The sequence below is a fragment of the Azorhizophilus paspali genome, from assembly GCF_043587585.2.
In the GTDB taxonomy this organism is placed as follows: Bacteria; Pseudomonadota; Gammaproteobacteria; order Pseudomonadales; family Pseudomonadaceae; genus Azotobacter; species Azotobacter paspali.
In genome coordinates, this window is record NZ_CP171449.1 from 1,089,379 (window position 1) to 1,102,264 (window position 12,886).

General features: G+C 65.8%; 10 protein-coding genes and 2 pseudogenes. 9 read left to right on the forward strand and 3 right to left on the reverse strand.

Translation table 11 applies throughout. The annotated features are described in order from the left end of the window. Positions 1–144: 144 nt before the first annotated feature. The 6 genes from ACGI6K_RS05375 to ACGI6K_RS05400 all read left to right on the forward strand — a co-directional run bounded on the left by ACGI6K_RS05375 (position 145) and on the right by ACGI6K_RS05400 (position 5,846). Positions 145–1,014: a CoA transferase subunit A gene (locus tag ACGI6K_RS05375; RefSeq protein WP_376945011.1), complete on the forward strand. Its 870-nt coding sequence runs from the start codon at positions 145–147 to the stop codon at positions 1,012–1,014. After that, the gene (locus ACGI6K_RS05380) at positions 1,011–1,793 is read left to right on the forward strand and encodes a CoA-transferase subunit beta (RefSeq protein WP_061290392.1); all 783 of its coding nucleotides are present in this window, start codon (positions 1,011–1,013) and stop codon (positions 1,791–1,793) included. The genes ACGI6K_RS05375 and ACGI6K_RS05380 overlap by 4 nt, the downstream gene beginning before the upstream one ends. Continuing rightward, positions 1,790–2,995, forward strand: coding sequence for a 3-oxoadipyl-CoA thiolase (pcaF, locus tag ACGI6K_RS05385; RefSeq protein ID WP_376945013.1), 1,206 nt, complete (start codon positions 1,790–1,792; stop codon positions 2,993–2,995). Before ACGI6K_RS05380 ends, pcaF begins: the two co-directional genes overlap by 4 nt. Positions 2,996–3,245: 250 nt before the next feature. Continuing rightward, positions 3,246–4,598, forward strand: a complete 1,353-nt coding sequence (locus ACGI6K_RS05390) for a 3-carboxy-cis,cis-muconate cycloisomerase (protein ID WP_376945015.1) — start codon at positions 3,246–3,248, stop codon at positions 4,596–4,598. A gap of 10 nt (positions 4,599–4,608) precedes the next feature. Next, the gene (gene pcaD, locus ACGI6K_RS05395) at positions 4,609–5,397 is read left to right on the forward strand and encodes a 3-oxoadipate enol-lactonase (RefSeq protein WP_376945017.1); all 789 of its coding nucleotides are present in this window, start codon (positions 4,609–4,611) and stop codon (positions 5,395–5,397) included. A gap of 161 nt (positions 5,398–5,558) precedes the next feature. Next, positions 5,559–5,846, forward strand: coding sequence for a carboxymuconolactone decarboxylase family protein (locus tag ACGI6K_RS05400; RefSeq protein ID WP_376945019.1), 288 nt, complete (start codon positions 5,559–5,561; stop codon positions 5,844–5,846). Here ACGI6K_RS05400 and ACGI6K_RS05405 read toward each other — a convergent pair. Further along, positions 5,745–6,173 carry a helix-turn-helix domain-containing protein gene (locus tag ACGI6K_RS05405; RefSeq protein WP_376945021.1) on the reverse strand — a complete coding sequence of 143 codons (429 nt, stop codon included), beginning with the start codon at positions 6,171–6,173 and terminating at the stop codon, positions 5,745–5,747. The two genes, ACGI6K_RS05400 and ACGI6K_RS05405, sit on opposite strands and share 102 nt — an antisense overlap. Here ACGI6K_RS05405 and tnpA point away from each other — a divergent pair. Then, positions 6,064–6,478, forward strand: a pseudogene (gene tnpA, locus ACGI6K_RS05410) (IS200/IS605 family transposase). The gene ACGI6K_RS05405 and the pseudogene tnpA sit on opposite strands and share 110 nt — an antisense overlap. 244 nt (positions 6,479–6,722) lie before the next feature. Here tnpA and ACGI6K_RS05415 read toward each other — a convergent pair. Continuing rightward, positions 6,723–7,985 (reverse strand): OprD family porin, encoded by a 1,263-nt coding sequence (locus tag ACGI6K_RS05415; RefSeq protein WP_376945049.1) that lies wholly within the window; start codon positions 7,983–7,985, stop codon positions 6,723–6,725. Between the two features lie 549 nt (positions 7,986–8,534). Beyond that, positions 8,535–9,755: pseudogene (locus tag ACGI6K_RS05420) on the reverse strand (OprD family porin). A gap of 460 nt (positions 9,756–10,215) precedes the next feature. Between ACGI6K_RS05420 and quiC the strand changes: the two are divergent. Beyond that, a complete protein-coding gene (gene quiC, locus ACGI6K_RS05425) occupies positions 10,216–12,114 on the forward strand; it encodes a 3-dehydroshikimate dehydratase QuiC (protein ID WP_376945023.1) in 1,899 nt (632 codons plus the stop codon). Positions 12,115–12,206: 92 nt separating this feature from the next. Beyond that, a complete protein-coding gene (locus tag ACGI6K_RS05430; protein ID WP_376945025.1) occupies positions 12,207–12,872 on the forward strand; it encodes a TetR/AcrR family transcriptional regulator in 666 nt (221 codons plus the stop codon). The last annotated feature ends 14 nt before the right edge of the window (positions 12,873–12,886 follow it).

Here is a 12,886-nt window from a genome sequence, read left to right on the forward strand (position 1 = left end):
CTCGCTCGATAGTCTTCTTACAATGCGTTCGATAAACGAACGGATTGGCGATTATCGGATTGTTACGCCATGCGCTTGCTCATAACGTGGCTCTAAACCGCGCCGCTTCCGGCGCCGCCGATCCCCGACAAGAGCACTCACGAAATGGCCGAAATCCTCACCCTGCGCGAAGCGGTGCAGCGCTTTGTCAACGACGGCGACACCCTCGCCCTCGAAGGTTTCACCCACCTGATCCCCACCGCCGCCGCCCACGAAATCATCCGCCAGGGCAGGAAGGACTTGACCCTGGTGCGCATGACCCCCGACCTGGTCTACGACCTGCTGATCGGCGCCGGCTGTGCGAAAAAACTGATCTTCTCCTGGGGCGGCAACCCCGGCGTGGGTTCCCTGCGTCGCCTGCGCGACGCGGTGGAGAAGGGCTGGCCGCAACCGCTGGAGATCGAGGAGCACAGCCATGCCGACCTGGCCAACGCCTACGTGGCCGGCGCTTCCGGTCTGCCGTTCGCGGTATTGCGCGCCTATGCCGGCTCCGACTTGCCGAAGGTCAACCCGCTGATCAGGAGCGTCACCTGCCCGTTCACCGGCGAGGTGCTGGCCGCGGTGCCCTCGGTGCGCCCGGACGTCACCGTGATCCACGCGCAGAAGGCCGACGGCAAGGGCAACGTGCTGATCCAGGGCATCCTCGGCGTACAGAAGGAGGCCGCGCTGGCCGCCAGGCACTGCATCGTCACCGTCGAGGAGATCGTCGACGACCTGAAGGCGCCGATGAACGCCTGCGTCCTGCCGGCCTGGGCGCTGAGCGCGGTCTGCCCAGTGCCCGGCGGCGCCCACCCGTCCTACGCCCACGGCTACTACGAGCGCGACAACCGCTTCTACCAGGATTGGGACCCGATCGCCCGCAACCGCGAGAGTTTCACCGCCTGGATCGACGACTTTATCCGTGGCACCGCCGATTTTTCCGCCTTTCAAGAAAAGATGGGGCAGGCCAGACTGGCCGCCCAGGAGGCCGAATGATGAATTACTCCACTAATGAAATGATGACTGTCGCCGCCGCCCGCCGCCTGGGTAACGACAGTGTCTGCTTCGTCGGCATCGGCCTGCCGTCCAAGGCCGCCAACTTGGCGCGCCTGACCCACGCCCCGGACGTGGTGCTGATCTACGAATCCGGCCCGATCGGCGCCAAGCCTTCGGTGCTGCCGCTGTCCATCGGCGACGGCGAACTGGCCGAGACCGCTGACACCGTGGTGCCCACCGGCGAGATCTTCCGCTACTGGCTGCAGGGCGGGCGCATCGACGTCGGTTTCCTCGGCGCCGCCCAGGTCGACAAGTACGGCAACATCAACACCACGGTGATTGGCGACTACCACCAGCCCAAGGTGCGCCTGCCGGGCGCCGGCGGCGCGCCGGAGATCGCCGGCAGCGCCAAGAAGGTGCTGATCATCCTCAAGCAGTCGCACCGCACCTTCGTCGACAAGCTGGCTTTCATCACTTCGGTCGGCCATGGCGAGGGCGGCGACCACCGCAGGCAGCTCGGCCTGCCGGGCGCGGGGCCGGTGGCGATCATCACCGACCTGTGCATCATGGAGCCGGAAGCCGGCACCAACGAGTTCGTCGTCACTTCCCTGCATCCGGGCGTGACCCGCGAGCAGGTGGTCGAGAACACCGGCTGGGCGATCCGCTTCGCCGATAAGGTGGCGGTCACCGAAGCGCCGAACGAAACCGAATTGACCGCCCTGCGCGAGCTGGAAGCCCGTACCGCCGCCGCCCACGGGCAGGCCGGAGGTGAGGAATGAGCCGCGACGTCTTCATCTGCGATGCCGTGCGCACGCCCATCGGCCGCTTCGGCGGCGGCCTGGCCGGCGTGCGCGCCGACGACCTGGCCGCCATCCCGCTGAAGGCGCTGCTGGCGCGCAACCCGCGACTCGATCCGGCCGCCGTCGACGAGGTGTTCCTGGGCTGCGCCAACCAGGCCGGCGAGGACAACCGCAACGTGGCACGCATGGCGTTGCTGCTCGCCGGCCTGCCGGAGACGGTGCCGGGGGTGACCCTCAACCGCCTGTGCGCCTCGGGCATGGACGCGATCGGCACCGCCGCCCGCGCCATCGCCAGCGGCGAGATCGAGCTGGCCATCGCCGGCGGCGTGGAGTCCATGTCGCGAGCGCCCTTCGTGATGGGCAAGGCCGACGCCGCCTTCTCGCGCAACATGAAGATCGAGGACACCACCATGGGCTGGCGCTTCGTCAACCCGCTGCTCAAGGCTCAGTACGGCGTCGAGGCCATGCCGCAGACCGCCGACAACGTGGCCGAGGACTACGGCATATCCCGCGCCGACCAGGACGCCTTCGCCCTGCGTAGCCAGCAGCGCGCCGGTCGCGCCCAGGCCGAGGGTTTCTACGCCGAGGAAATCGTCCCGGTGGTGATCAAGGGCAAGAAGGGCGATACCGTGGTGGATAGCGACGAGCATCCGCGTCCGGACACCACGCCCGAAGCTTTGGCCAAGCTCAAGCCGGTCAACGGCGAGGGCAAGACCGTCACCGCCGGCAACGCCTCTGGCATCAACGACGGCGCCGCCGCGATGATCCTGGCTTCCGCCGAAGTGGTCGCCAAGTACGGCCTTAAGCCGCGCGCCAGGGTGCTCGGCATGGCCGCCGCTGGCGTGGAACCGCGGGTCATGGGCATTGGCCCGGTGCCGGCGGTGCGCAAGCTCTGCGAGCGCCTGAACCTAGCGGTCGCCGACTTCGACGTGATCGAGCTGAACGAAGCCTTCGCCGCCCAGGGACTGGCCTGCCTGCGCGAGCTGAACATTGCCGACGACGATGCGCGGGTCAACCCCAATGGCGGCGCCATCGCCCTCGGCCACCCGCTGGGCATGAGCGGCGCGCGCCTGGTGCTAACCGCCCTGCATCAACTGGAGAAATCCGGCGGCAGCAAGGGCCTGGCGACCATGTGCATCGGCGTCGGCCAGGGGCTGGCGCTGGCCATCGAGCGCGTCTGAGCCTGCTCGGGACCATCGTAGGGTGGTTAACCGCGTAGCGTTACCCACCAGGAGTCGGGTGATGGAAAACGCTGGCGCGGTTTTCCGCCTTGCGAAACGGCAACGGCGCAAGGGATAGGGTGGACAACGCCGCAGGCTTGTCCACCAGGGTGGATGGTTTCGGCCATCCACCCTACGGCTGGACCGCCCCGGTGCTGCGCTGCCAATCTGGGCCGTACCGCCATCGCTTTCTGTTTCAGGACGAATCGACGTGAGCAATCAACTCTTCGATGCCTACTTCACCAGCGCGCCGATGCGCGCGGTGTTTTCCGACCGCGGGCGGCTGCAAAGCATGCTCGATTTCGAGGCTGCGCTGGCGCGGGCCGAAGCGGCGGTCGGGCTGATTCCCGAGGCCGCCGTGGCGCCGATCGCCGAGGCCTGCGTGGCCGAGCGCTTCGATGTCGCCGCCCTGGCTCAGGCCATCGCCACCGCCGGCAATTCGGCGATTCCGCTGGTCAAGGCGCTCGGCCAGCGGATCGCCGCCGTGGATGCCGACGCCGAACGTTACCTGCACCTCGGCGCCACCAGCCAGGACGCCATGGACAGCGGCCTGGTGCTGCAACTGCGTGCTGCCGTCGCGCTGTTCGAAAGCGAGCTGGCGCAACTGGCCGAGGATCTCGCCGTGCAGGCCGAGCGCCACGCCGGCACGCCGCTGGCCGGACGCACCTGGCTGCAGCACGCCACCCCGGTGACCCTCGGCATGAAGCTCGCCGGCTTGCTCGGCGCCTTCACCCGTCAGCGCCGGCGGCTGGCCGAGCTGAAGCCGCGCCTTCTGGTCCTGCAGTTCGGCGGTGCCGCCGGTACCCTGGCGGCGCTGGGCGAACAGGCCCTGCCGGTTTCCGAGGTGCTGGCCCGCGAACTCGACCTGGGCCTGCCCGAGCAGCCCTGGCATACCCAGCGCGACCGCCTGGCCGAGTTCGCCGGCTGGTTGGGCCTCTTGGCCGGAACTCTCGGCAAGCTCGGCCGCGACCTGTCGCTGCTGATGCAGACCGACGTCGGCGAAGTGTTCGAGCCCTTGGCGCCGGGCAAGGGCGGCTCCTCGACCATGCCGCACAAGCGCAACCCGGTCGGCGCCGCCGTACTGATCGGCGCCGCTACCCGCGCGCCGGGGCTGGTCGCTACCATGCTCGCCGCCATGCCCCAGGAGCACGAGCGCAGCCTCGGCCTCTGGCATGCCGAGTGGGAAACCCTGCCCGAGCTGTGCTGTCTGCTTTCCGGTGCCCTGCAACAGGCGCGCCTGCTGCTGCCGGGACTGGAGGTGGATGCCGCGCGCATGCGCGAGAACCTTGACCTGACCCAGGGGCTGGTGCTCGCCGAGGCAGTGAGCATCGCCCTGGCCCGGAGGCTGGGCCGCGAGCGTGCTCATCATCTGGTCGAGCAGTGTTGCCGCCAGGCCATCGCCGAAGGGTGCCACCTGCGCGCCGCGCTCGGCGCCGATCCCGAGGTGAGCGCCGAGCTGTCCGCCGCCGAACTGGAGCGCCTACTCGATCCGTCCCATTACCTAGGCCTGGCGCAGCGCTGGGTCGCCCGTGCCGTGGCCGAACACCGCGCCACCCACTGCTAAGGAGCTTCCAATGCCGACCGTGCAACTCGCCGATGGCGCACTGAACTACCAGATCGACGGCCCCGTGGGCGCGCCGGTGCTGGTGCTGTCCAACTCCTTGGGCACCGAACTGCGCATGTGGGACGCCCAGGTCCCGGCCTTCGCCGGGCATTTCCGCGTGCTGCGCTACGACACCCGCGGCCATGGCGAGTCGCTGGTCAGCCAGGGACCCTACAGCGTCGAGCAGCTCGGTCGCGACGTGTTGGCGCTGACCGATGCCCTCGACATCCAGGGGTTTTCCTTCTGCGGCCTGTCCATGGGCGGGCTGATCGGCCAGTGGCTGGGCATCAACGCCGGCGAGCGCCTGCATAAGCTGGTGCTGTGCAACACCGCGGCGAAAATCGCCAGCGACGAGGTCTGGAACGGCCGCATCGATACGGTGCTCAAGGGCGGCCGGCAAGCCATGCGCGACCTGCGCGACGCCACCATCGCGCGCTGGTTCACTGCGGAGTTCGCCGCCGCCCGGCCGGACAAGGTCGAGCCGGTCGTCGGCATGTTGGCGTTGACTTCGCCCGAGGGCTACGCCGCCAACTGCGCGGCGGTGCGCGATGCCGACTTCCGCGAACGGCTCGGCGCCGTCGCCGTGCCGACCCTAATCGTCTGCGGCACCCGGGACGCGGTGACTACCCCGGAACATGGTCGCTTCATGCAGGAAAAGATTCCGGGCGCGGAGCTGGTCGAGTTCCCTGTCGCGCACCTGTCCAATGTCGAGGCCGGCGAGGCCTTCACCGAGGCGGTGCTGGATTTCCTGCGCAAGTAAGCTCGTGGGCAGGGTGGACAACGCGCGCAGCGCTTGTCCGGCAAAGGCCACGCTTGGCAAGGCTGTACCGTTGCCCTGCCTATGAAAAGGCCAAACCCGCCACCATGATCGTCAGGCCAGCCGCCATGGGCGAGCTGGCCGAACTTCTCACGGAGCCAGCAATGGACGAGAAAGAACGTTATGACGCCGGCATGCAGGTACGCCGTGCGGTGCTCGGCGACGCCCATGTCGACCGCAGCCTGATCACCATCGCCATGCTGATCGGCATGAACCGCGAGGGTGAATTGAAGCTGCACCTGCGCGCGGCCAGGAACAACGGCGTGACCCGCGACGAGATCAAGGAAGTGCTAATGCAGAGCGCCATCTACTGTGGGATTCCCGCGGCCAACGCCACTTTCCACCTGGCCGAGTCGGTGTGGGACGAACTGGGCGTCGAGTCCCTGGCGTGATCCGATGGGCATGGACGTCCCCATGCCCCGAACAAGGCGCTTTACTATCGAGAGTCCGCCTTGCTCACAGCGTTCCTTCCGCAACGCCAGCGCCTTGTTGAACACGAACCGGCACGAGCCAGCGAAGCGGCGCATTTGCCGCTCTTGCTGGCTGTCTGGACGTAGCTCGAATTTGAAAGCCTGAAGGCGTTGCATGACCCGTTCATACTCTTGGTCTATGAGCAATGACAACGATATACGGCGCGGGCGGCACTGCATTTTCAAGATGCACGTCCATTTAGTCTTCATAGCGAAATATCGCTGCAGTGTGTTCGATGGCGATGCCATCGAGCGGTTGCGTGCCATCTTCAACCAAGGTCTGCGCCGATTTCGAGGTCGGCCCGATCGAGATGGACGGCCAGGACGATCACGTGCACCTGTTGGTGGAGTATCCACCCAAGGTGGCCGTGTCCGGTCCGGTGAACAGCCTGAAAGGTGTATCCAGCCGCTTGCTGCGCAAGGCGCGGCCCGACATTCAGAAACGCTACTGGAAAGGCGTGCTATGGTAGCCGTCCTACTTCGCTTCATCCTGCGGCGACGCATCGCTTTCCATCGTGCGCCAGTACATCCAACAGCAGCAGACGCCGCACTAACCCAAGAATAGCTACGCCGTCCGCGCTATGAAGGGCGAGGCTTACCGCGCACCGGGTCAGGCCAAGCGCGGCAGGCTTTTGATGTTCGAGTCGATCGCCATGTTCGAGGGGCGGCTCCGCGCCTAGCGGAGCGGGTATCGGGCAGGGATGTCGGCGTGAACCGATCCGGAGTGGGCGCAACAGCCGAATCCTCTCCGTAACGGGCTCCGTAGGGAACCCCGGCATAGCCGGGGGCCGGCGTGTCTCAGAACAGCGAGATCGGGTAATTGATGACCACGCGGTTCTCGTTCCAACTGGTGTTGGTGCCCCAGTTGGCACGTTTGGTCGAATTACGCAGGCGGATGGAGAGTTTCTTCAGCGAGCCGCTCTGGAAGACGTAGGCCAGTTCGTTCTCGCGGCTCCAGGTTTCGCCGTTGGTCGCGCCGTTCCTGTGCACGTTCCGGCCGTCGATGTAGCGGCTCATGAAGGTCATGCCGGGAATGCCGAGGCCGGCGAAGTCATAGTCGTGGCGGATCTGCCAGGATTCTTCCTTGGGATTGTTGTAGGGGCCGGCGTAGACATCGTTGGGCAGGGGATCGGCGCTGGTGCCGTTGACCTGCAGCCAGCGGTCCTTGCCAGTGAGTTTCTGGTAGGCGAAGGTGAAGGTGTTGCTGCCGATCCTGAGGGCGAAGCGGCCGAAGAAGGTCTTGTTGTCCAGGTCGCCGGCGAAGGCCTGGCCGTCTTCCTCGCCGTCGAAGAGCCCCAGCTTGGCGTTGAACGATGCGTCGCCGCCCAGCGGCTGGGTGTGGCGGATCTCGAAGTAGCGCTGCTTGTAGAGATCCTCCAGTTGTGCGAACCAGGCGCTGAGCATGGTCCTGCCGTCGTTGAAGCTGTATTCGATGCCGCCGAAGTTGAAGCGGTCGGAGCTGTCGCGGCTGCTGATGCCGTCGAGGGTCATGTCCTGCATGCTGGCGTCGTTGCGCGGGCTGGTCTGGCGCATCTGTCCGGCATAGAGGGTCACATTCTTGATTTCCCTGGAGGTGAGCATGCCGCCCTGGAAAGTCTGGGTCAGGCCGCGTCCGTCGTCCGAACTCAAGATGGGCAGCACCGGATTCCACTCGCCGATCTTGATCTCGGTATTGGAATAACGGGCCTTGAAGGCGACGCCGAAGCGGCCGAAGTCGTCGGCCGGCTTGTTGCCGTCGTGCGTGGGCAGCAACTGGGTACCGTAGGTACCCCTGCCGCCGTCGAGCTTGACCGACCAGAGCCCGAGCAGATCGATGCCGAAACCGACCGGGCCTTCGGTGAAGCCCGATTGTACGTTCAGGATGAAGCTCTGGGTCCATTCCTCGGCCTTGCCGCGAGTGGCCCCGTGATCGTAATCCCGATTCAGATAGTAGTTGCGCAGGTTCAGCGTGCCCTTGGCACCTTCGAAGAAGGCGGCATGCAGCGTGCCGGACGGCAGGGCAGTGGCCAGCACGAAGGGGAGTGCGATTCGGCAAGGCTTCGCGCGCCGAACGGTGGACATTCTCATTGTTTTTATTCCTGAACAGGTGATTTCCGGGCATGCGGGCGCCCCTCCACCAGGGCAGACGTCTACATGCTGGGGGCTTGGATGCTGTGGCTATCGCCGGGACGGGGCGGGCATGGGGATGGAGCCTCGAAAGTCTTGTTGTTGTTATCGAAAGCGTCCCGGTCGTGCGCCGGGCTGCTCGGAGCATCGGCCTTCGGGGCGATCCCGAGGGCGATGTGGCGATGCTAGTAACAAAAGCTTTCAGCAGCCTTTCATGAAGTTTTCGCCGCCTGTTCGCCGATTGGTGGCGTGGGTTCGCCGTCGTTCCGGGGCGGCGGCGGAGGCGCGCCAGCGTTTTCCGTGCGCGATTGCCGGATCGGGTAGGAGGTGGCCCCGCAGCCGCCGTCCTCTCACATCACCTGGCCGGGTGTAGAGGACTTTCACCTCCAAGCAAGTCATCGGCTCGCCACCACGGCGATCCGACCCGCGCCATGCCTGGCGCACGCAAAAAAAGACCCGCCGTGACGGCGGGTTAAACTTCTCGCAGAAGGCAAGCGGTGACGGTCAGAACAGCGACAGCGGGTACTGGACGATCAGGCGTTGCTCGTTGAACTGGTTGTTGCTGCCGCAGTCGCGGCGCATGGTGGTATTGCGCCAGCGCAGCGTCAGGTTCTTCGCCGCGCCGCTCTGCACCACGTAGGCCACTTCGCTCTCGCGGCCCCATTCCTCGCCGTCGTCGACGTGGATGTTCTTGCCGCCGATGTAGCGGGTCATGAAGGTCAGCCCGGCATGCCCTGGGCGGCGAAATTGTAGTCGTAGCGCAGTTGCCAGGAGCGTTCGCGGGCGTTGTTGGAGTTGTAGCTGTAGCTGTCGTTGGCCAGGGTGCCGCCGCTGGTGCCGTTGACCCGTAGCCACTTGCTGTCGCCGCTGATCCGCTGCAGGCTCAGGTAGAAGGTATGCGCGCCGGTCCTGAGCGAGAACAGCCCGGACAGTACCTTGTTGTCCAGATGGCCTTCGAGCACCTCGCCGTCGAAGGAGCCGATGTTGGCGCCCAGGGTCCAGTCGCCGCCCAGCGGCTGGCTGTGCTGGAGCTGGATATAGCGCTGCTTGTGGATGTCTTAAGGCGCGCGTACCAGAGGCCGACGGTGGTGCGCTTGCCGTTGAAGCTGTATTCGAGGCCGCCGAAGTCGAAGTCGTCGGAGGTACGGTCGCTGGTGTAGGGGCTGGTGCCGAACAGGGTCATCTCCTCCATGTTGCCGTCGTCGCGCGGGCTGTTGCCGGTGATGTGGCCGGCGTAGAGGGTGAGGTTTTCGATTTCCTTCGAGGTGAGCATGGAGCCGCGGAAGGTCTGCGGCAGCGAGCGGCCGTCGTCGGAGCGCAGGATCGGCAGTACCAGCGCCCATTCGCCGGCGCGCAGTTCGGTTTCCGAGAACTTCAGCTTGCCGGCCACCGCCAGGCGGCCGAACTGGTCGGCGGGCTTGCCGTCGTGGTCGAGCGGCAGCAACTGGGTGCCGCCGGTGCCTTTGCCGAGGAGTAGAGGCCGAGCACGTCGATGCCGAAGCCGAGCGGGCCCTGGGTGTAGCCGGACTTGAGGTTGAGGAGGAAGTTCTGGGTCCACTCCTCGGCCTTGCTGCGGGTGGCGTTGTCGTCCTTGAAGTCGCGGTTGATGAAGAAGTTGCGTAGGGTCAGGGTGCCCTTGGCGTCTTCGATGAAGCCTGTGGCATGTGCGGCGAGGGGCAGGGCCAGGAGCGCGCCGAGGGTCAGACTTGCGCCGCCGCGCGCCATCGCCAGCGGGTTGCGTGAAGTCATTGCGGTTCTCCGTGATTCTTGTAAGGCGTGGCCCTCTACTCCAACCTGACACGGAATGGCGGGGGAGTGGGGTGATGGAGGAGTGACGGCGCGCCGGATCAGCGCGGATGTACCGGGAAATGGCGACGATGTGGAGGCGATAAGGTGGACATGCGGGACATTGGGGAAATTCCTTTTGAAATTATTGTTGGAATCGGACGGTGCTGGAAAAGCTCCTGAGCGGCTTTCATGGTTGCCGTGCGCCCTGCAGGCGTCAATCTGGGAGCGGGGCTTTCGTGCGGTAATCAAACGAATAACTAACCAGCCGGTACATTTTGGTTGCCCGCCTCTTGGCTCCATCCAATAATCGATACGGATTTTCCCTTCGCCAGTCCGACCCTCTCGCCCCACGGTTGCGACGTCCGCTGGCAGCAGACTGCTCCAATACGGAGGACCCATGCATCGTTCCATTGCCACCGTCTCGCTCAGCGGAACCCTGCCGGAAAAGCTCGAGGCGGTCGCCGCCGCCGGCTTCGACGGCGTGGAAATCTTCGAGAACGACTTGCTCTACCACGGCGCCAGCCCGCGCGAGGTACGCCGGATGGCGGCCGACCTGGGCCTGGCCATCACGTTGTTCCAGCCGTTTCGCGACTTCGAGGGCTGCCGGCGCGACCGGCTGCAGCGCAACCTCGACCGCGCCGAGCGCAAGTTCGACCTGATGCAGGAACTGGGCACCGACCTGGTGCTGGTGTGCAGCAACGTCGCCGGGGATTCCCTGGGCGCCCGGCAGATCCTTGTCGACGACCTGCGGCTGCTGGCCGAGCGGGCCGCCGCGCGCCGCTTGCGCATCGGCTACGAAGCGCTGGCCTGGGGGCGCCACGTCAACACCTGGCAACAGGTCTGGGACATCGTGCGGGAGGCCGACCATCCCAATCTGGGCATGATCCTCGACAGCTTTCACACCCTGTCGCTGAAAGGCGATCCGAGTGCCATCGCTGAGGTGCCCGGAGAAAAGATCTTCTTCGTGCAGATGGCCGATGCGCCGATCCTGGCCATGGATGTGCTGGAATGGAGCCGGCATTTCCGCTGTTTCCCAGGGCAGGGCGAGTTCGACTTGGCGGGCTTTCTCGCGCCGATCCTCAAGAGCGGCTACCGCGGGCCGCTGTCGCTGGAAATCTTCAACGACGGCTTCCGCGCCGCGCCGACCCGTGGTAATGCGCTGGACGGCTACCGCTCGCTGCTCTACCTGGAGGAGAGGACCCGCCTGCTGCTGGAGCGCCAGGGACAGTCACCGGAGCCTGGGGTGCTGTTCGCACCGCCACCGGCTAGTCGCTACGACGGCATCGAGTTCCTCGAGTTCGCCGTCGACGACGACCATGCCGCCCGACTGGGCCAGTGGCTGACCCGTCTCGGTTTCGTCGAGGCCGGCCGCCATCGCTCGAAGAACGTCAGCCTGCTGCGCCAAGGCGACATCAACCTGGTGCTCAACGCCGAGCCCTATTCCTTCGCCCACGGCTATTTCGAGGCCCATGGCCCGTCGCTGTGTGCCACCGCGCTGCTGGTGCAGGACAGCCATCGAGCGCTGGAGCACGCCTGCGGCTTCGGCGGACAACCCTACCGCGGCCTGGTCGGTCCCAACGAGCGCGAGATTCCGGCGGTGCGCGCGCCGGACAGCAGCCTGATCTATCTGGTCGACCGCGATGCCGAGGGCCACAGCATCTACGAGACCGATTTCGAGCTGAAGGGCGGTGCCGGCGCCGGCGTGCTGCGGCGCATCGATCACGTGGCCATGGCCCTGCCGGCCGAGGCCATGGATTCCTGGGTGCTGTTCTACAAGAGCCTGTTCGACTTCGAGGCCGACGACGAAGTGGTGCTGCCCGATCCCTACGGTCTGGTCAAGAGCCGCGCTGTGCGCAGCCGCTGCTGCTCGGTACGCCTGCCGCTGAGCATCTCGGAAAACCGCGACACGGCCATTTCGCGCTCGTTGTTAAGCTATCGCGGCTCCGGTGTGCACCACATCGCCTTCTCCTGCGACGACATCTTCGTCGCCGTCGAGCTGGCCAAGGAAGCCGGCGTGCCCCTGCTGGAGATTCCGCTGAACTACTACGACGATTTGGCCGCGCGCTTCGATTTCGACGACGACTTTCTCAGCAGGCTGGCCTACTTCAACATCCTCTACGACCGCGATGTGCAGGGCGGCGAGTTGTTCCACGTCTATACCGAGCCGTTCGCCGAGCGTTTCTTCTTCGAGATCCTGCAGCGCAGGGACTACGCCGGCTACGGGGCAGCCAACGTTGCCGTGCGCCTGGCGGCCATGGCTCAGGCGCGCGACGGGCACGGCAAGCCCAGGCTGTGAGCCGCGAAGCCACGGCATCCGCGCCGTGGCTTTCCTCCTCCCGTCCGGCCATGAATAACGGCGCTCGTCCTTATCCTCAAAATACGCCTTCCATGCTGGACACCAAGCCCGTCGCCGATCCGGCCGCGCGCCTGCGCCAGCCACGCAAGAACAATCTGGAAAAGACCCGGCAGGACATCCTGCTCGCGGCGATCCGCGAGTTCGCCGAGCAGGGCCTGAGCGGTGCGCGAGTGGATGCCATCGCCGAGCGCACCAGCATCTCCAAGCGGATGATCTACTACTACTTCGGCAGCAAGGAGCAGCTCTACCTGGCCGTGCTGGAGAAGCTCTACGGCGACATCCGCGCCACCGAGGCCACTTTCCGGCTCGACGAGCTGGAGCCGGAGGCGGCGATCCGCAGGCTGGTCGAGTTCACCTTCGATCACCACGCTGCCAATGTCGATTTCATCCGCCTGGTGAGCATCGAGAACATCCATCACGGCGAGCATATCGCCCGCTCTCCGTCGATCCGCTCGCTGAGCAAGTCGATCGTCAGCCAGATCGCCGCGATTCTCGCCCATGGCGCCGATGCCGGTGTGTTCCGCGCGGGCATCAATCCGCTCGACCTGCACCTGTTGATCAGTTCGTTCTGCTTCTTCCGAGTGTCCAACCGCTACACCTTCTCGACCATCCACCAGATCGACCTCGGCGGGGCCGAGGCCAGGGCCCGGCACCGGGAGATGATCTGCGAGACGGTGATCCGTCATGCCAGGGCGTGAGAGGGAGCTCGCAA